Source organism: Mesorhizobium sp. M0292 (genome assembly GCF_040321695.1).
Lineage (GTDB): Bacteria > Pseudomonadota > Alphaproteobacteria > Rhizobiales > Rhizobiaceae > Mesorhizobium.
In genome coordinates this window covers 1-19,238 of sequence record NZ_JAMYSB010000032.1, presented here as the reverse complement: position 1 = coordinate 19,238, position 19,238 = coordinate 1, and the positions used below count along the sequence as shown (strand labels likewise).

Here is a 19,238-nt window from a genome sequence, read left to right as displayed (position 1 = left end):
CAGGGTACCGCTACTTGCGCGTGATCCAGCCGAGGAGATCCGGCTCGACGTCTTCGTGGTCGGTCAGGTCGCGAACCAGGGAAGCGGCGAGCGCGCGCCACCGCTTTTCCGGGACATTGTCTTCCATCACCGATTTGATGAAGGCGGCGCGCAGGATGGCGCAATCGAAGGCGGATACATCGAAAAGCAGTTCTGCCATTTCGGTTTTCCCCGTTCACATGGGGCGGGCGAGCCTGTCGAAGCCTCAGGCGCCAGCGCCCCATATACATGGTCACGACAGCAGATTCATACTCTTGCCGAACCAAGGTTCAACACAATTCGATTGTACGGTTTTTACCAAGCCATTGCGGTTCGTTGCCCGCTTTTGCGCCGATGCTAGATTTGCCGGGCGGCCTCTCCCCAGACGGCCGCAAATGGCCGGCGCGGCTCTGGCAACATGCTTTCACCGGCATTCGCGTCGGCCATTTCCAGCCCGTGCCAGGCTCAGCCCAGCAGGCGTTCGTATTCGGCCTCGGCCTGGCCGTAGAAACCGTCGGCGACGGCGATCAGGCCATCCCGGTCGCGAATGACGATCTCGCCGCGCCGCGACCGGATCAGGCCGCGCCCTTCCAGGATCTGTAGGCCGATGGTGACGCCCGGACGCCTGACGCCGAGCATGACGGACAGGAACTCATGCGTGATCTGGATCTGATGGCCGACCACCCTGTCGTCACACATCAGGAGCCATCGGGCCAGCCGATCCTCGAGCTTGGCGCGGGCATTGCTCAGCGCCGTGGATTTGGTCTGGCCGTGCAGATAATGGGCATAGCGCAGCAGGAAGGCGCGAAGCGTCGGGCTTTTCTGCAGCGCTGCCTTGAACGGCTCGGAATCGATGCACACCGCCTCGCCCGGCATCTGCATGTAGCAGTCATGGGGCGCCCAGTCGGCGCCCATCACCAAAGCGGAGCCCGACATGCCTTCGTGGCCGATGATGCCGACCTCGGTGTCGAGCCCCGGCCGGTTCCTCGCCACCACCGAGGCCAGGCCGCTTTCCAGGAAGCAGACCGAGGCGACCGGCTCGCCCGCCATTTCGAGCGGGGCTTTGAGATCGAGCACACGATGGTGCAAATGCGGCGCAAGCAGTGCGAAGTCGGCCGGGTTCATGCGGCGCAAAAGGCCGCTTTTCTCCTTGCTGACCGACTGGTCCATCGCTCTCTCCCCAAGGGCAAGAGCACATGTCATCTCCCAGCCGTCGGCGCCCTGCCCAAATGCAAACGGTCATTGGACGATAGCTGACTCGGATTCAGCCATTGTACTTCGTACAAAACCGACAAATCAGGGGCGACGCCCCATCAATCAATCCAGCAGCTTTTCCTGGATCAGCGCTTCGGGCGGTCAGCCGCAACCATGCGCGCTTCGCGCACGATGGACGAGCGATCGTTGCCGATCAGCGATGCGATCTCTTGTATCTGCTGCTCGGAGGCCCCGGTTTCCCGCGCCAAAGCCGCGAGCGCCTCGGCGCTCAGACCGGACTGTCTCGGTTGCTCCGCCATGGCTCCAATGCCTCCTGTCGGGGCAGGAGTGCGATGGTCGCTCCCAAGCGTCAGCGCCCATTGATGTGGCTGACGATGCTATACTGTACGCTTCCGAACAATCGATGGCGAGCGATATATTAGCGACGCTGGATGCGGCCCTAGAACGGCAGCCTTATCTCATCGATCGACCTCGACTCCGTCCAGCCAATGTCCTTCTGGATCTCCGTCGGCAGCGCATTCAGTGCGCGCACGGTCTTCCTGTGCTTGCTGGCGCGCGCCAGGGCAGCGCGAATTCTGCTGAGACTTTCAAACATCGGTTACCTCCATGCAGCAGCAGAGCGCTGCCTCAGGCCCGCTCTTGCGCCACCTCTGTAACCGATCGATTGCGCGGCAACGGTGAAGCGCTTCACAAACCGATGCCGCCCAGAAACATTTGTATACAAATTAGTTGCGCTCCCGCGGTGGCGTGATCCGACCTATGGCAGGACGACCGCATATGGCGCTCCCTCGGGTTCGGCGACCCACCTACCCTTCGTCGGCGCAAGGCGATCACATATGAGTTCTTACGAAGAGGACCCCCACCCTAACCCTCCCCACAAGGGGGAGGGAACGCTGCCGCAAGCCACCCATTCTGGCGTGGAACCTAGGCGATTTGCGGCGATCAGCGCCTACCAAGTCTCCCTCCCCCTTGTGGGGAGGGATTAAGGGTGGGGGTATTCGCTGGCGCCGCCTTATGCGATTGCCCTGCCCTCCTCCGCGCCATCGCCGGCATCGGCGTCCGCCAGCCTCGCCTATGGACGAATCCCATCATGCGCAATAAGGATGGGGTCTGCCGTGGCGCTTTCGCGCCGGGGCAGGCGACGTTCGTTCAATGACGCTGCGCCGGGCGCCTTTGACGCCCCGCAAAAGTGTCGATACCGGGGGATCTGGTCATGACCGACAACAAGCCGACCGTAGACGTTACCAAGGACTGGCAGGCAACGCAGGGCCAGAAGTCCGGCGCCACGCGGCTGCGCCTGTTCGCCGTGCTGTCGTGGGTCATCGCCATTGGCGGCGAGATCGCCGGGATCGTCTTGCTCTACAAGCACAAGTTCGACCAGGGCAACCTGCCGCTGCTGATCGGCATCCTGGTCGGGATCGCGATCTTCGCCATCGTCGGCAGCCTGCTCTGGAAGGCGGCCAACCGGAAGGACCCGGCCCGCGAATCCGACACGTTCAGGTTCTTTGTCCAGAACCAGCTCGGCGCGATCATCACGCTGATTGCCTTCCTTCCGCTGGTTCTCTTGATCCTCAACGACAAGAACATGGACCCGAAGAGCAAGAAGGTGGCCGGCGGTATCGGCGCCGTGCTGGCCGTGCTGGCGACGCTGATCGGGGTCAGCTACCAGCCGCCATCGGTCGAGCAGTACACGCAGGACATGAACACCTGCGCGGAACAGATCAAGGCGGGGCAGCCGACCACGGCCTGTTCGCCCGAGGTCGCCGCCCAGGCGCAGGCGATCGCCACCGACTCCACCACGGTGGCCGCGGCGACGAAGGACGCGGCACACCCCAATGGCCAGGATGTCGTCTACTGGATCGCGCCGGAAAACGGCGCCGCCAAGTCCGACACCGAGCATGTCTTCCACCTCTGCGCAGCCGTCAGCCCGCTGAAGGACAAGACCGTCAACAGCGGCTCGGTAACGGAAGCCTACGCCCAGAACGCCATCCGCATCACGAAGCAGATCGAGATGGAACAGAAGCAGTGCGGGTTTACGGCTGCGCCGTGAATCGGCCAGGGTTTGGCGCGCGCAGTGGATCACTGCCAAACCGGTCCAGTTCGTGTTGTCCGCATTAGCGTGCGCGCCAGGACTTCGATCCTACATTTCGGAGCCAGCCGGCGGGCGGCTTGCCAAATCCTGACAGGACGAGACGAAAGTTGAATGTCGCATTTTGGCCGAGAGCGACCGGACCGCTTTCGGTATGCGGGAGCGATAGCGGACATTCACCATGCGATCGCAATGTGTCCGGCCCTCGGTGATCTTTTCTCGTTTCTGATGGCAATACGGCACCCGTATCCACGCTGGATCAGTTGCCTGGGTGTCCCTCACATCGGAAGATCCGGGTTGTTCTCCGCAAAGTATTCATGACTATCGGCATTTTCTGTGGCTTGCGGGGGGTTTTCAACCGCGAGTAGCTTGGCGGTATTTTGACCACCAGAGGAATAGTCGTCTGTGAAGACGACGACCTCAAAGTGACTAATTTCGTGTACAATCGTTCCAGATCTTGAATCCGTTCCTTTCAGAGCGGCTGACCAGAACTTTTGACAAACAAAGATATTATAAGGTTGACCACGGAACACATACGCATAAACTCCCGGTCCGCAGACGCTGCCGTGACATCCAAACGATATTGCTTTGTTTGCAAGAGCATCCGCAATCTTCGAGAAATTTCCAGTGGCCTTCGCGTACAGTCCTACGGTATGCGCCCCAAACCATGTCAGATATCGTTGGGAATTCGGTTGCTGGGCAGAAGGCGTGCCCTGCAAAACCTGCAGGGCAGCCGAGGCTATGTTGTTTGCTTCCGCCAGCGCAGCGCCAATATCGTCCTGTTGAGAGCTGTCACACTGGTCGAATTTGGGTGCCGAGAGCGGTATCCGTTCCGGAGGAATTCGACCGGATAGAAGCCTGAACGTGACGGCGTTGCTCAGAACCTGGGCGCGTCTCAGGGCACCTTGAGGGCCAACCAGCAGACCCACTCTCTCTGTATCATAGGTAACCGCATAGATCCCTGCTTCATAGATGGCGTAGTACAATGACAGATCGACGGGCACCGAAATCGATTGTCCGGGTTCGATATTGATAAAGTCAGCCTCGGTCGGTTCTGCTCGCTTCACCAAAGGGCCAATATACTGAATTGGCTGCGACCCTCTCGCTACTGAAAAAATTTCGCCCGAGACGCCGTCGATCGGCGTGGTCCACCTGAGCAGTCTGATCGGGCTGCGTGACCGGTTCGTGAGAGTAAAGTCAATAATTAGTGGGGTATCGTTTCCAAAAGAAGTCAGGCGCGATTGCAGAACTATCTCAATTTCCTGATTCTGCTGCGCAAACGCCAAAGGAACTATACTAAAAAAGGCTGAAATTAGAAACACCATATTTCGAACAATGTTCGGCATTTTTTGCTCCTGTGTAACCACGATTAGAATCTATTGTTTCGACTACGTGAGCTTTTATTTTGCTAACACATGCCAGATCACCCACAGCTGATCCGGCAATCAGGAATAAAATTGCTGCAGACAGGGGAGTACAACTTACCACAAATTCACAAATTCAGGAATACGACATCCCCGGCCTCCAATGACATCGATTTTCACTGGCGCCTTTTTTGGCGTGGTATAAGATGAACCGCTACTTTCCCATCAAGCTCCATCCGAGGGGGCCATTATGTGCGAGCGTTGGAAAGGCTTAATAACAGTCTGCGCGATTTTGAGGTATTTTGCCCTGGCGTATGGGTTCTGTTTTGCTTTCAGCGGCACTGCTTTGGCTGATTCATGTGGAACAGAGGCTACTCATGGCTGGAACGTCAATAATAATCCTCCGGCCGAAGACCGTCAGGCAATCCAAGATCTTTTGTCCCGCTACGCCTGGACGATCGACGAAAAAAATGCAGCCGCGTTCGCCACCCTCTTTGCGGAACCTAAATCGTCTTACTATGAGATTTGCGATGCAGGCAGCAGTGTCCTCGAGCTGACACTCGACCTTGGCCCAGAGTCGGCACATGATCTTCTCGTGCAAATGAAAATAATAGTTAAGAAACTGGAAACCGATAAACTCCAGACCCGGCATCTCGTGACCAACACCTTGTTCGACGTGGTTGACGACAAGACGGTGAACACCAAATCGATAGTCCTTGTGACAATGCAGGACTCCCACTCTTCGGCACCGAGTCTTGACTATTCGGCGGATGCCCGCGCGTCTGTTGTAAAGGGCGATGACGGCATGTGGCGATTTCAATCGCTTACTGTCCACGCTGACTATGACGCTGGCTCTGTCGCAGCGAAGAAGCGATGACGCCCAGAGATCGGCCATGGGTTCACTGGCACGCTCCAGTGGGCTGAGATGCGTGCTGTTGCGCTGATCGCTGCTGTCCTCGGCGTTGCGTTTCTCCTGTTGTCCGGGACGATCGGACATGAAGCTTTTGTGTCGACGCCGCGAGCCGGCGAGAGGCAAGGCTCCAATCAGGCCGACATGATTTGCAGCAAGGCGGGCAACTGCGCGGCGTCACCATTGCCACGCAGTTCCGCTTTCGAGCCGCTGCGCCCTCGCAGCGTCGCTTTCGCTCCCGCTGAACTCGATGGGAAGGCGTTCGCCGAAGCCGTTACGCGATGGAACCCTGACATCTTTTGGGCGCCAGCCTCAAAGAGCACCGACGTCATAACGAGGTCTGGCGATGAAGCGCGGGCGGTGTTCGGTCCTATTCCAGAGGGCGATTGCGGCAGCCCACAGATGAAGGTCATCCCACTGGAAGTTGATGGCAATGTCGTCGACCTCAAGCCCAATCCGACAAAACCGGGCTCTCCGCTGGAGTTCGAGCACAGCAATGAGAACGGAGAGGTGGTGAAATGGACGGCGACATTGCCCAGATGCGACAAGCCTTCGCTAACTGGCAGCTCAACCTACTGTGGGCTGAACTCACGTGCAGTAAGGGTCGTGCGCGGCAACGTGGAATGGCTGTTCCTCTGCAGAAAGTCCAATATCAGCCACGAGGTCAGCACCGATCCCTACTGGACACGGTCGGATCCGAGATTTTCCGTCTTCGGCACCATCGGGTTCAATCGGAAATCCGGAGAAATCATCTTCTTCGACGGCCGCAAGGACCGGAGCGAGTTCGATTGGTCAAAGCCCTTCGTTCCGCCAGGCGGGCGCAACTATTCCGATGACATCGGAAGGGTTGCGGCGGAGAAAATCTATGACCCGACGTTCCAGATCTCGTGCCATGCATGCCATGACAACAAAAGCCCCTATGTGATAGATCCGCACATTGAACAGAGCAGGGTCGGTTTCCGTTCAGCCCGCGATTCCAAATCGACCGCCTTCAGCCTGGGAGATTTTCTACCGCGCCGACCGCGGTTGCCGGGCGCGCCGTTCCGCGTGGTCGGCTCCGGTTACACCGGCACCTATCCCAATGAACTTAGCCAAGCCAGGACGGTCGAAGATCCGACCGGAAACTGCACAAGCTGCCACACGCTTACCACACAAATCACCGGCCGCCGTTTTGCCGCGGACGCAGTCGGGTACGAACCGGCGGTCACATCGCCAACCTGGGTCCAATTGCTCGAGCTGCACGAGGAACAGACCGTCTACGCCGGCATAGAAGCACATCGCACGGACTGGGCGATCGGCAGCAGCGGCATCCATCCCTGGATGGTGCCGGGGTCCGGCAATGACCTGTCCTCAGGAACGCCTCGATTGAGCTTGGAAGACTGGCGCAAGCTGAGCGACTGTCTGTGGGGAGCCGGCGGTCCTGAGTGTGGCTACCGCCCACTCTACACGCGCTGCCCGGCGCCAGAAGCGCAGGATGAAGGCTCTTCGCTTGCCGATGCCGAGATTCGGGTTTTGCCTCCACCGCCCGGAGAGGACGTCAGGACGCGTGTCCTTCGCTTAAGCTGGACCTTTCGCAACAGCTACGGTGGTGTTCCCGAGCGCGACGATATCAGGATCAATGTGGCAGTCAGCGCGGGCACGATTCCGGCAAACGGGGATCCGCCGCAAAGTGGCGAATATCCAAGCATCGAGCAGGCAAAGGGCATCAGCGTCGAGGCTATCTCCGGTCCAGTCGGTTCAGCCGGCTCCAGCTTGTGGATCGAGAACGTTTCGTTTGCTGGTCACAAGAAATGGAGCGATCCAGCGCCGTCGATGTCGCCGCGCACCTTCCAGATCGATCTGCCCGGTGAATGCAACCGACGCACCTTAGTTCGTTTGGTGCCCAAACGGTTCTGCTTCGACCAGAGCCAAGCGGCATTTAGCGAGGCAGACCATTTGATCTACGCCGATGTTCAGTGTGGCGAGCCTCAATGAACCACCTGACGCGATCGAAAGCGACTGGTGAGCACCGGGATTTGCGATAACATGACTGGGTGCTACATGGTCGCCGCACTAAGGAGGGTCCCGGAGCGTGACCACGCCGGTTCCATTGGCTAGCCCCATTTTGCCCGGCAATCCGGCGAAACCTGTTGCGGAACGGCGTTATCTCACCATCCTGTTCTGCGACATGGTGGGGTCAACCGAATATGCCGACCGCCTGGATCCCGAGGATTTCCAACACCTGATTGAGAGCTTTCTACAGACCTGCAGCAGCGTCGTCCGGCGCCGCAAGGGCGTGACGGCTAGTTACATCGGCGATGCTATTCAGGCCTATTTCGGCTATCCAACAGCTGGTGAGGACGACAGCGAGTTCGCGGTGCTGGCCGCGCTCGAGATCGTTGATGCGGTGGCCACCATCTCCGCAAATCTGGGATATCCGTTGCAAGTGAGGATGGGTATCGCGAGCGGCCAAGTCGTGGTGGGTGAGTTCGTCGGCGCACCGAGCGGTGTATCCACCGTCGCCTTCGGTCACGTCGCGCATCTAGCGGCACGGCTGCAGGTACTGGCCAAGCCGAATACGATCCTTGTCGACGCGGCGACCTTCGAGGCCGCAAGCGGCGCGGTTGATTTCACCGGGTTCGGCAAACATGAGCTGAAGGGATTCGCCGCGCCAGTCCAGGTTTGGCAGGTGCAAAGGGCGCGCATGGTGCCGACCCGCTTTGCAAAGCGGGCGCGTATGACCAAGCTGTGCGGCCGCAACGCCGAATTGCGACTGCTGATGGAGCACTGGGAGACTGTCGTGCGCGACAGGCGTGGCAATGCCGTGTTGGTCTCGGGGGAGTCGGGAATCGGCAAGTCCCGGTTGCTCAACGAAATCCAGCAGCGTCTGCGCAGCTTTCCGCAACTGACCATGCAATGTTCTCCGACCTTTGAGAACAGCACCCTTTATCCATTCCTCGCAGAGTTGCAGAGGATTGCAACGATCGAGGACGGTGACTCAACGGAAGAAAAGCTTCGAAAGCTCCGCAACGGATTGTCGATAGGCTCGGTGTCCAGCGACATCGCGCTGGCGATCTTCTCGGGCCTGCTCGGGATGCCGACGACAATGCCGGACAGGCTTGAAGGGACAAGTGCCGAACGACAGCGCAACATTGCCGAGCAAGCATTCATCGATCTGGTCGGTTATTTGGCGCGAACTACCCCGATCCTGATCTTGTTCGAGGATGAGCAATGGGCCGATGCGACCTCGCGCGACCTTCTCGAAAAAATCGTCGCCAGCCTGGCTTCGACACCCGCCCTCTTGCTTGTGTCGAGCAGGAACAACGCAAGCGTTCCATGGGTCGACGGTCCTGACGGGCACCATATCAGGCTTGAAGCGCTCAGCCGAGCGGACGCTGAAGCGATTGTCCATGACATTAGTCCGAATGCGCTCGCTGCTGACGTAGCAGCGGTGCTCGATCGCGGTGAAGGCGTCCCGCTCTATATCGAAGAGCTTACTCGAAGCGTGGTCGAAACAGGGTTGCGCCTAGACGTATCGCAGCCCAAGCGTCTGTCACTCACGAACAACATTCCAAACTCTCTGCAGTTCTCGTTGCTTGCCCGTCTCGACAGGCTGGGGACCGCCAAGGAAGTCGCGCAGGTCGCGGCGGCGATCGGCCGCGAATTCGATTTCGACATGCTGCGCGAAATTTGTGATTGGCCTGAAGCGGAGTTGCGCGCTGCGGTTGGTGAGCTGATGCGCACAGGGCTGATCGTAGCCGAGCGAGGGACGGCCGGAGCAGGCTTTTCGTTCACCCACGTGCTGCTCCAGCAGGCCGCTAGAGGCACGATGCTGCACGAACGTGCGCAACAGATTCACAAATCGATTGCCGAATGCATCGAGCTGCGCGACCCCAACGCGGGCTTTGCCTATCCCGAAGTGCTCGCTGAGCATTTCGCCGACGCCGGTCTGTTCGATCGCGCCGCTGACTACTGGCTGCAGGCAGGGCTGAAGGCCGCCAAGACTTGGGCGAAAGTTGACGCAGTGCGTATCTTCAGGAAAGGGCTTGAAGCCGCGAAACTCTTGCCTGACTCCGACGATCGTAGCCGCAGGTTGCTTCGCTTCGAACTGGAACTGGGCGACGTTCTGTACGCTGCGCTCGGCTACGTGACGGGCGAAGGCAGTGCCGCGTATCAGCGGGCCATAGCGCTGAGCGGGAAGCTTGGCGAACTGGAGGCGACGATTAGGGCACTCGACGGGCTTTTCGGTACCCATTTCAACTCGGGCCAGTTTGGTAAGGCCCTCGCGGCCAGTGATGAATTAATTCGAGTCGGCGAGGAGGGCGGCTACCTAAACGCGCTCGTTATAGGTCTGCAGTTTAAGGGCATGAGTCTGTTCTGTCAGGGTGAGTTGGCGGAGGCTCGGCAATATCTTGAGCGCGCTCTCAGCCACAAGGGCAGTGCAGACGAGGTCGGCAGCGACTTTCCGAGTATGGCCATGATCTACCTTTCGTGGACCTTGCATATTCTGGGGTATCGCCGTCAAGCGCTGAAACTCTACCTCGAGGCGGAGGCGACCGTTCGGCAGCAATCCGCCTATCGCTTGGCCGCCTGCTTGGGAAACGGGTGTGTGTTGTTCGCCTTCCGCGAAGAGAGCAGGGATATCGCTCGGCTGGCGGATGAACTTCTGCCATTAGCGCAGGAAAACGGTTTCAATCTCTGGACACGGGTGGCGCGCTTTTTTGGTGGCTTGGCTGCATCAAGCCTCGATGACAGTCTGGTGGGAAGCCATATGATGGCATTGACCGAGAGTGACCTTGAAGATCAGGAAGTCGACAAATCGTGTTATTTAGGCTTACTGGCCAAAGCTTTCATTAACTCTGGACAATTCGATATAGCGGCAGAGACCGTCGAGAAAGGTCTGCGCGAGGCCGAAAAGATTGGCGAGCATTACTTTACAGCTGCCTTGCTTCGCATTCGCGGCGAGATCGAACTTGCAAATGGAGTCGGAGACAGAGCGGCAGAGGCTTCTTTCCGCGAGGCTATTGCCTTTGCGCGGCAGCAGCGCGCTAGGAGTTGGGAGTTGCAGGCGACCAATAGTCTGGCAAAGCTATTGCGGTCACAGGGTAGATTCGAAGAGGCGCGTGCGGAATTGCGGGAGATCAACGATTGGTTCATCGCAGCAGACATTGAGTGATTAACGACGCATCACGTTCTGCCGGCAATCTCGACGAGCGCGGATTCGGCAACATCACGATCCCCGCGCAGCCGCAACTTACGGTTTAAAGCAGACCAACGTCCGCTTACGGGTAGCGATGGCATTGATCTGAAGGCCGGCAGCGGCCATTCACCCGTAGCTCGCCGCAACGCAACAAGGCCCCTCCCGGGGCCTTGCTTTCAACCTCAGTGCTGAGCGTCGCCCCCTCACTTCCCCATCAGCTGCTTGGCATTCTCGGCCGTGATCGCGGTGGTCTCCACCGTCACCGTCTTGTCCACCTCGGTCGCGCAATCGAGCAGGATCTTTTTCGACATCTCGATCGCTTCCTTGGCGCCCGTCGGGTAGGTGAAGGTTGCGACCCAGTCGCCCTTGGCCACCGCCTCGATGCCGCCAGCCGGGCCCGGCAGGCCGTCTGTGCCGATGATCTTGACGTCCTTGCCCGCCCCCTTGGCGGCGAGCAGCGCGCCGGCGGCCATCATGTCGTTGGAGGCGTAGAGCACCTTGATGTCGGGGTGCGCCTGCAGCATGGCGGCGAAGGCGACTTGCGCCTTGTCCGGCACCCAGTCGGCGGCCTGCTCGGCGACGATCTGGACCTTCGGGTTGCCTTTCACGCCTTCCTTGAAGCCGTTGAGGCGCTCCACCGCCGGCGTCGAGCTCGGCAGGCCTTGCAGCACCGCCGCCTCGCCGCCGTCGGGCAGCAGCGTCTTGGCGGTGTACTTTCCGGCTTCCTCGGCGATCTTGAAATTGTCGCCGCCGATGAAGGCGGTGTAGTCCTTGCCGGGGTCGCCGACCGTCTTGCGGTCAAGCTCGATGACCGGGATGCCGGCATCCATGGCGCGCTTCACCGCCGGCGTCAGCGGTGCGGCCTCGAAGGGCGAGATCAAAAGGATATCGACCTTCTGGGTGATGAAATTGTCGACCTGCGAGGTCTGCGTGTTGACGTTGCCGGCGCCGTCGGCGATCTGCAGCGTGAAGCCGGGCACTTCCTTGGCCGCCGCCTCAAGCTCGTCATTGACGTGCTGGCGGTAGGGCTCGGCATTGTTGGCCTGCGAAAAGCCGATGACGAACTGGCCGTCCTTGGCGCAGGCTTTCACCAGCGGCTCGGCGGCGTAAGCGGAGCCTGCAATGCACAGGCCAGCGCCTGCCAGCAGGACGGCCTTGAGGGTCGATCCTCTTAGTGTCGTTTTCATAACTCACTCTCCTCCTCGTCTGGCCGGGGGGCCAGACCTTGGTTTGACGTTCACGTGTTGCCGTCTCCTCCTTGTTTGTTGGTGCATGTCGTCATCGCAAAACCTCTTGCGCGACATGCACTAACGACCCAACCCCTCGCGGCGGCGAACGAGGGATTGAAGCACTGCCGCCAAAACGATGATCGCGGCGGTCGCGAGCAGCTGCATGGCGGGCGTGATGTTGTTGAGCTGCAGGATGTTGGCTAGCGCGCCAAGCATGATGGTGCCGGCAACGGTGCCGACCATCGAGCCGGCGCCGCCGAACAGGCTGGTGCCGCCGATGACCACGGCGGCGATGGCCGTCAGCTCATAGCCCATGCCGTCATTGGCGCTGCCGAAATTGAACTGGCCGGCATGCACAATGCCGGCAAGGGCGGCGGCAAAGCCGGTGATGGCATAGACCGATATCTTCACCATCGAGACCGGCACGCCGGATATGCGCGCGGCGCGCTCATTGCCGCCGACGGCAAAAACATAGCGGCCGAAGCGCGTGGTGTTGAGCACGATGGTGGCGATCGCGGCAAAGACGACGAACACAAGCGTTGCCACCGGCACGGTGTTGTTGAACAGCCGCTCGCCCAGCACGGCGAACACCGGCGGCGCCAAGCCCGGCCCTTCGCCGTAGGAAATGTTGATGTACTGGTTGCCGGAGACGACCAGCGCCAGCCCGCGCGCGGCCTGCAGGCCGGCCAGCGTGACGATGAACGGCTCCAGCCGGAAGCGCGTCGAGATGGTGCCCTGGATGGCGCCGAAGACGATGCCCAAAGCGAGCACGGCGAGGATGGTGGGGATCAGGCCGAAGCCGCCGGAGATCATCATCGATGCGGTGACGACGCTGGACAGGCCAAGCACCGCGCCGACGGAGAGGTCGATGCCGGCGGTGATGATGACGAAGGTCATGCCGATGGCGATGATGCCGGTCTCCGACACCGCGCGCACGATGTTGGCGATGTTGTCGGGGTTGAGGAACAGGATCTCGCCGTGGCGGCGCGGCGAGAAGATGATGCCGCCGATCGCCACCAGCACCAGGCCGATCAGGCTCTGGAAGCGCACGATCAGCGCCAGCGGGTCGCGATGCTTTTGAGGCGCCGCCATCACCGGGCTCGCTGCCACTGGGTTGTTGTCCTGAGACATCAGGCCTCCCTGCCGTTAGCCGCGGCCAGCACCGTGTGCTCGTCGACGCCGCCCATGAATTCCGCCACATTGCGCCCCTGGCGCAGCACCACGATGCGGTCGCACAGACCGATCAGTTCAGGCATCTCGCTTGACGCCACCAGAATGCCCAGCCCTTGCGCGGCGAGTGCCCTGAGCCGCTGGTAGATCTCGCCCTTGGCGCCGACATCGACGCCGCGCGTCGGCTCGTCGAGCAGCAACAGGCGCGGATTGCCGAGGATTTCTTTTGCCAGCACCACCTTCTGCTGGTTGCCGCCGGACAGCGCGCCGACGGCGATATCAGGGTTCTTCGGCCGGATGTCGAACTGACCGAAGGATTCCTTCACCGCCTCGGCCTGGCGGCGCGGCGAGACCAGCCAGTTCGGCGATATCCTTGAGATGACCGACATCACCAGATTGAGGCCGACGGCCATGCGCAGCATCAGGCCCGAGCCCCTGCGGTCGTCGGTGACGAAGGCGATGCCGGCGTGGCGGGCAGCGCTGATCGAATCCAGTTTTACCGGCTTGCCCGATATGGCGACCTCGCCCTCCCAGCGGCCCGACAGGCCGGTGCCGTAGAGGGCGGACAGCAGCTCGGTGCGCCCTGCCCCCATGATGCCGGCAAGACCGACGATCTCGCCTTCATGGACATCGAGCGAAACGCCTTGCGGCGCCTGCCAGCCGGCGCTGTCGCGGGCGAGTTTGAAGCTGGCGTTCCTCAGGCTGAGCAGCGGCTTGCCCGCGGCCTTGGCGCGTTGCGGATAGAGTTCGTCGAGCGGACGTCCGACCAGCAGCCTGACCAGCTCGGCCTGCGGCGCGTGCGGCTCGGTGATGCCGGCGACACGGCCGTCGCGCATTACCGTCACCCGGTCGGCAATGCCGGGCACTTCCTCCAGCCGGTGCGAGATGTAGACGATGCCGACGCCGGTGGCGGCAAGCTTGCGCATGATGTCGAACAGCCGCTCGACTTCGCCGACGGTAAGCGCCGCCGTCGGCTCGTCCATGATCAGCACGCGCGAGGCGTAAGACAGCGCCTTGACGATCGCCACCACCTGGCGCTGGCCGATCGACAGGTCGGCGACCATGGCAGCCGGATCGATGGCGATCTCGATGGCTTCCAGCCGCTTCTTGGCCTCGCGGCGCATTGCCGGCACGTCGAGGAAGCCGCCCGGACGCATCAGTTCGCGGCCGAGGAACAGATTGGCGGCGACATCCAGCGACGGCACCAGGTCGAGCTCCTGGAAGATGGTGGCGATGCCGGCCGCTTGCGCCTCACGCGGGTTGTTGAAACGCACGGGTTTGCCGTCGATCTCGATCGTGCCTTCGTCCGGCGTGTAGACGCCCGACAACAGGTTCATCAGCGTCGACTTGCCGGCGCCGTTCTCGCCGAGCAGCGCGTGGATCTCGCCCGCCTTGAGGTCGAAGTCGACACCGCGCAGCGCCTGCACGCCGCCGAAGCGTTTGACGGCGCCGGTCATCACCAGCAGCGGCGCGGTCATGTTAGCCTCGTGTGGGTCGGCCTCCCGCAGGAGGCGCGCGCCCGCAGCGTCGCCTGCAGCCGCACCGAACGTGGCTCTGAACCGGTCGCCGCGATGCGGGCGCTGAGCAGGGCCGCGGCCTGCCTGCCTATCTCGGTGCAGGGCTGGGCAACCAGCGTCAGGCGCGGTTCGAAACAATCGGCCCATTCGAAATCGTCGAAGCCGGCCAGCGACAGATCGCCCGGAATGGTGAGGCCCTTTTCGCGGATGGCGCGGACGGCTCCGATCGTCGTCATGTTGTTGCCGGTGACCAATGCGGTTGGTGGCGACGGCAGCGACAGGATGGCGTGGGTGGATGCGGTCGCCGCCGCCGTGTCGACATTCTCGGCCGAGAGATAGCGCGGCACGCACTCAAGTCCATTGGCGGCGAGCGAAGCCTGGAACGCCTCGATGCGCTCGCGCGTCGTCGTCAGGCCGGGCTGTCCGGCGATATAGCCGATGCGCTTGTGGCCGAAGGAGGCGACATGGTCGATCAGCGCGCGCATCGACGTTTCGTTCTCGACGCCGATCTGGTCGAAGCGCTGGTCGGCGAAACGGTCGATCAGAACGCATGGCATCTTCTTGTCGGCGAGGTAATCGATGGCGCGCTGCGGCGAGCCCGACGGGGCCAGGATGACGCCGTCGACGCGGCGCTGATGGAAAGCGCGCACCACCTGCAGCTCGCGGTCGGGATCCTCCTGGGTATCCGACAGGAAGACCATCAGCCCGAGCCGTGCGCATTCGGCCTCGACCGCGCAGATGATGTCGGTGAAATAAGGGTTGGAGATCGCCGAGATCGCCAGGCCGACGCTGTTGGTGGTTGAGGCCTTCAGCGAGCGCGCCAGCTCGTTGGGCTGGTAGCCCATGGCGGCAATGGCGTCGTTGATCAGCCTCGCCTTTTCCAGCGAAACGAAGCGCGTGTTGTTGACGACATGCGAGACGGTCGACACCGACACGCCGGCGCGCCGCGCCACTTCAGCCATTGTCGGCAAGACATATCAGCGCCTGCAAGCGCTCCTCCCTTATGCGTTTCCCGTCCGCTCTGATGGCGGATTTCAAGGGAGCTTAGGGTGATCGAAACGTTTGCGCAATCGATTCGATGGAAATTTTTAGCGGGGCTTATCTCCCCCCTCGAGGGGGAGATGTCGCCGAAGGCGACAGAGGGGGTCGCCGCGCGTGAAGCGCCAACCTTCCATCTGCAGCAAGGACGTCGAGCCCAGTCGCACCGACCCCCTCTGGCCTGCCGGCCATCTCCCCCTCAAGGGGGGAGATTCGCGGTTTCACCGAACTCCGCCACCAGCCCCTCATATTCCTCAAAGGCCGGCAGCGCCTCGTAACTGTGCACCGCAGGCGTGGTTGCCCAAGGCAGCTTCTCGCTGGTCCATGTCTCGATGAACGGCGTGAACCAGCCGGGCTCGTCGAGCATGGTCGGACGCAGATTGACGAACCAGTCGAGCCCTTCGGGGCGCGTGAACATCCAGCTCATGCAATGTGGGCAGAAGAAATGTTTCGAGGCGCCGTGCAGCCCGCCGATCACCGGCTCGCCTAGCGTGATCTCGAAGCCGTCGGAGGGAATGGCGGCGCTTAGCGAATAGGCGCTGGCCGACATGCGCTGGCAGCCGATGCAATGGCAAGCCATGGTCAAAAGCGGTTTTGCGGAAATCTTTAGCCGCACACGTCCGCAGCGGCATCCGCCTTCGGCCGGCAATTTCAGGGTTGGCACGGCAGTCTCCCACTCTTCGAAGCGCGGTGCTTCAGTCGCCGGTCAGCGCCTTCGTCGTCACCAGCGTGACGCCGGCATCGGTGAAGTCCGCATTGTACCGGGCGATGATCTCGGTCGCGGTTTCGCCTTCAGTGTCCAGCGTCGAGTGCGCATCGGAAACGACAGTGACGCCGAAGCCTTCGGCCAGGGCGCCCTCAACGGTGCCGGCGATGCAGAAATCGGTTTGCGCTCCGGCAAGCACGACTTCGCCGACCCCTTGCCCGGCCACCCAGGCGCCAAGCTCGGCATTCGAGAAGGCGTTGCGGACGGTCTTGGAGAATGGCGGCTCGTCCTTGGCCTGGCCGAGTTCCGGCCATACCGGCCAACCCGGCTCGCCCGGCGCCAGCGGATCGCCGGCCGGCCCGTCATGCCTGATGAAAGCAACCTTGCGCCCCTCGCGCCGCGCCCAGTCGATCAGCGAGCGGGTACGCTCGGCTATGCCCGGCGCATCATGGATCGGCGGCTCGACGCGCCCGTCGAACATGTTGGTCTGGAGATCGATGACGATGAGGGGAGCGAGTTTTGGCATGGCGAGAAGATAACGCGGGCGATGGGAGGGTCAAGACGGCGAAGCTGCTGATCTCCCCCTTGGGGAGATTACATGTACCTCACCCGATTCCACCCGCGACCACGTAAGCACCAGCCGTGCGTCCATCCTCCAGCCGGATGACGGCCGTAACGATCGAGCCGTAAGCGCCTCGCCACACACTGTGCATTCTTTCGTGCTCGCCGGCGGGCACCAGGATGCGACCGTGAAAGCTTGTGCCGCTGCGCCGCAGAGCGACCGGTTCGCCATTGACGTGAACCTTGACGCCAGCGGTCTCCGCATCGAGTTCAACCGTCACGGCGATCTCGGCCTGGTCTCCTCGCCCCATCGTCTCCGCAACAAGCCTGAGTGCCGGCGGCGGCGCATCGCTGGACTTCGATCCACCAGGCCGCCCCGCAAACACATCGTCCGGCAATTCCGGCGTGCGCGGCGGGCTGGTGCGGCGTTGGGTGGCGCGCTCGTAATCGCCGGCGAGCCGCAGCAACTCCGCATCATCATAGGCCTTGCCCGCAAAGGTCAGCCCGACCGGCATGCCGATATCGGCCATCGTTCCCATCGGCACGGTGACGGTCGGGATGCCGAGATGACGCCAGACCAAATTGCCGTTGGCGACCCAGGTGCCGTTGCGCCAGGCGATTGCTGCAGAGGTCTCGTTGACGTCGGCATCGGCCGGGCCGACATCGGCGACCGCCGGCAGCACGACGGCGTCGAGCCTGTGCTCGTCCAGCCAGTCCTCGAAGTCGATGCGCCGCGTCGCCTCCAATCCCTTCAGACCTTCCGCCAGCGTTGGAATATCCAGCAATGCCGTCACGCCCTGTTTGGCGCGTGTGACATAGTCCGCCAGATCGAAACCGTCATCGCCATAGCGGTCCGGCAGCGCGCCCGGCGGCTGCGGGAAAATCTTTGGGCCGTCGACCGCAGCCAGGTCGGGGACCACCGGATCGGCATTTGCGCGCAGGAAATCGTCCCAGCCCCAGATGCAGAGATCCCAGATTTCGCGCTCTGCAAAGGCTTCCGGCACCAGCCCGCGTTCGACCATGGTTTTTGTGCCCGGACGGTCGTGCTCATAGTTCGAGACGACGGGGAAATCGACCTCGACCACCTCCGCGCCGAGCTTTTCCAGGTCACGCGCTGCCTGCCGCCAGAGGTCGAGCACCGAGGCGCGGGTCTCGATCGGGCGTTCAGCGCCGCTATCCCTGCCGATATACATTTTCGGCACGCCGAGGCGTTTGCCTTGTAATGAGCCCTCCAACGCGAGTGTAGTGTAGCTTGGCGGCCTGAGATCAGCGCTTTTCGCGATCGACACCCAAGGCTGCGCGCGCCAGAAATCGCCGCGCGTCTCGGCATCGTCGGCGACGATCACATCCAGCAGTTCCAGCATGTCGGCGATGCCGCGCGTGTGCGGCACCACCACATCCATGGTCGGCACCAGCGGCCAGTTGCCCCTGACCGAAATGACGCCGCGCGACGGCGTGTAGGCGACAAGCGCATTGTTGGACGCCGGCGCGCGGCCGGAAGACCATGTTTCCTCGCCCAGCCCGAAGGCGGCGAAGCCGGCGGCGGTGGCCGTGCCTGAGCCGTTGGACGAGCCGGAAGCGAAGGCGGCGGTCAGATAGTCCGCATTGTAGGGGCTTTCGGCCCGGCCATAGACGCCTCGCTGCATGCCGCCATTGGCCATTGGCGGCATGTTGGTCAGCCCGATCAGCACAGCACCGCCGGCCCGCAGCCGCGCAATAGTGAAGGCGTCCTCATTGGCGACGAGACGCTCGAAGGCGGGCGAGCCGGCGGCCACCCTCAGGCCCTTCACCTTATAGCTGTCCTTGGCGGTGTAGGGGATGCCGTCGAGCGGCCCGAGGGTGGCACCATTGCGCCGCCGCAGGTCGGACGCCGCCGCCTCCTCGAACATTGCCGGGTTAAGCACCGGCACGGCATTGAGCGCAATGCCATGGCGGTCGTAGTGCGCGATGCGCCTGAAATACGCGCCGGCCAGCTCGACGCTGGTGACGGTACCGTCTTCCAACGCGCGCCGCAGATCGGCAATCGAGGCTTCGACGATGTGGAGGTTGGGCATGGGATTCTCGAGGTGCAGCGGCAAATGAGTCTTCGCATCGTGCGATACGAGTGTCACGCCTCAAACGGAAGGCGTGACGGCGACGCTGCTGATCTCCCCCAAGTGGGGACTGTTGCAAAATTGGGTGGATGTGATTCCCTGTTTTTGAAACGGGGATTTTGCGATGACGACAAAGCCGAGCGGTCAGT

At 61.7% G+C, this 19,238-nt stretch carries 16 protein-coding genes; 4 read left to right on the top strand and 12 right to left on the bottom strand.

Features of this window, described 5'->3' with window-relative positions; all coding sequences use genetic code 11:
- Positions 1-10: 10 nt before the first annotated feature.
- From NKI96_RS29660 to NKI96_RS29645, 4 genes are all read right to left on the bottom strand, one after another.
- Positions 11-199 carry a hypothetical protein gene (locus tag NKI96_RS29660; protein ID WP_023671412.1) on the bottom strand — a complete coding sequence of 63 codons (189 nt, stop codon included), beginning with the start codon at positions 197-199 and terminating at the stop codon, positions 11-13.
- A 284-nt stretch (positions 200-483) separates the two neighbouring features.
- Entirely contained in the window at positions 484-1,188 is a 705-nt protein-coding gene (locus tag NKI96_RS29655) for a Crp/Fnr family transcriptional regulator (RefSeq protein ID WP_023685922.1), read from the bottom strand.
- A gap of 170 nt (positions 1,189-1,358) precedes the next feature.
- Positions 1,359-1,532, bottom strand: a complete 174-nt coding sequence (locus NKI96_RS29650; protein ID WP_023689840.1) for a hypothetical protein — start codon at positions 1,530-1,532, stop codon at positions 1,359-1,361.
- Positions 1,533-1,672: 140 nt separating this feature from the next.
- The gene (locus tag NKI96_RS29645; protein WP_023671409.1) at positions 1,673-1,828 is read right to left on the bottom strand and encodes a DUF1127 domain-containing protein; all 156 of its coding nucleotides are present in this window, start codon (positions 1,826-1,828) and stop codon (positions 1,673-1,675) included.
- A gap of 618 nt (positions 1,829-2,446) precedes the next feature.
- Here NKI96_RS29645 and NKI96_RS29640 point away from each other — a divergent pair.
- Positions 2,447-3,283 carry an SLC5/6 family protein gene (locus NKI96_RS29640; RefSeq protein WP_023697775.1) on the top strand — a complete coding sequence of 279 codons (837 nt, stop codon included), beginning with the start codon at positions 2,447-2,449 and terminating at the stop codon, positions 3,281-3,283.
- Between the two features lie 317 nt (positions 3,284-3,600).
- Here NKI96_RS29640 and NKI96_RS29635 read toward each other — a convergent pair whose 3' ends face one another.
- A complete protein-coding gene (locus NKI96_RS29635; RefSeq protein ID WP_023735414.1) occupies positions 3,601-4,668 on the bottom strand; it encodes a M35 family metallo-endopeptidase in 1,068 nt (355 codons plus the stop codon).
- 268 nt (positions 4,669-4,936) lie between these two features.
- On the opposite strand from NKI96_RS29635, the gene NKI96_RS29630 reads away from it, so the two are divergent.
- The 3 genes from NKI96_RS29630 (at position 4,937) to NKI96_RS29620 (ending at position 10,751) form a co-directional block, all read left to right on the top strand.
- Entirely contained in the window at positions 4,937-5,563 is a 627-nt protein-coding gene (locus NKI96_RS29630; RefSeq protein WP_023693770.1) for a nuclear transport factor 2 family protein, read from the top strand.
- A 48-nt stretch (positions 5,564-5,611) separates the two neighbouring features.
- A complete protein-coding gene (locus tag NKI96_RS29625; RefSeq protein WP_023693771.1) occupies positions 5,612-7,570 on the top strand; it encodes a hypothetical protein in 1,959 nt (652 codons plus the stop codon).
- A gap of 97 nt (positions 7,571-7,667) precedes the next feature.
- Positions 7,668-10,751, top strand: a complete 3,084-nt coding sequence (locus NKI96_RS29620; protein WP_155927319.1) for an ATP-binding protein — start codon at positions 7,668-7,670, stop codon at positions 10,749-10,751.
- Positions 10,752-10,978: 227 nt separating this feature from the next.
- Here the strand turns inward: NKI96_RS29620 and NKI96_RS29615 are convergent, their stop codons facing one another.
- The 7 genes from NKI96_RS29615 to NKI96_RS29585 all read right to left on the bottom strand — a co-directional run bounded on the left by NKI96_RS29615 (position 10,979) and on the right by NKI96_RS29585 (position 19,050).
- Complete coding sequence (locus tag NKI96_RS29615; RefSeq protein WP_023689831.1) at positions 10,979-11,962, bottom strand: substrate-binding domain-containing protein; 984 nt, start codon at positions 11,960-11,962, stop codon at positions 10,979-10,981.
- Positions 11,963-12,082: 120 nt separating this feature from the next.
- Positions 12,083-13,135: an ABC transporter permease gene (locus NKI96_RS29610; RefSeq protein WP_023705098.1), complete on the bottom strand. Its 1,053-nt coding sequence runs from the start codon at positions 13,133-13,135 to the stop codon at positions 12,083-12,085.
- A complete protein-coding gene (locus NKI96_RS29605; RefSeq protein WP_352807495.1) occupies positions 13,135-14,652 on the bottom strand; it encodes a sugar ABC transporter ATP-binding protein in 1,518 nt (505 codons plus the stop codon). Before NKI96_RS29605 ends, NKI96_RS29610 begins: the two co-directional genes overlap by 1 nt.
- The gene (locus NKI96_RS29600; protein WP_023814831.1) at positions 14,649-15,662 is read right to left on the bottom strand and encodes a LacI family DNA-binding transcriptional regulator; all 1,014 of its coding nucleotides are present in this window, start codon (positions 15,660-15,662) and stop codon (positions 14,649-14,651) included. Before NKI96_RS29600 ends, NKI96_RS29605 begins: the two co-directional genes overlap by 4 nt.
- A gap of 266 nt (positions 15,663-15,928) precedes the next feature.
- Positions 15,929-16,393 (bottom strand): GFA family protein, encoded by a 465-nt coding sequence (locus tag NKI96_RS29595; RefSeq protein ID WP_352807492.1) that lies wholly within the window; start codon positions 16,391-16,393, stop codon positions 15,929-15,931.
- Between the two features lie 31 nt (positions 16,394-16,424).
- Positions 16,425-16,961, bottom strand: a complete 537-nt coding sequence (locus tag NKI96_RS29590) for an isochorismatase family protein (RefSeq protein ID WP_352807490.1) — start codon at positions 16,959-16,961, stop codon at positions 16,425-16,427.
- A gap of 79 nt (positions 16,962-17,040) precedes the next feature.
- Positions 17,041-19,050 (bottom strand): amidase, encoded by a 2,010-nt coding sequence (locus NKI96_RS29585; protein ID WP_352807488.1) that lies wholly within the window; start codon positions 19,048-19,050, stop codon positions 17,041-17,043.
- Positions 19,051-19,238 lie beyond the last annotated feature (188 nt).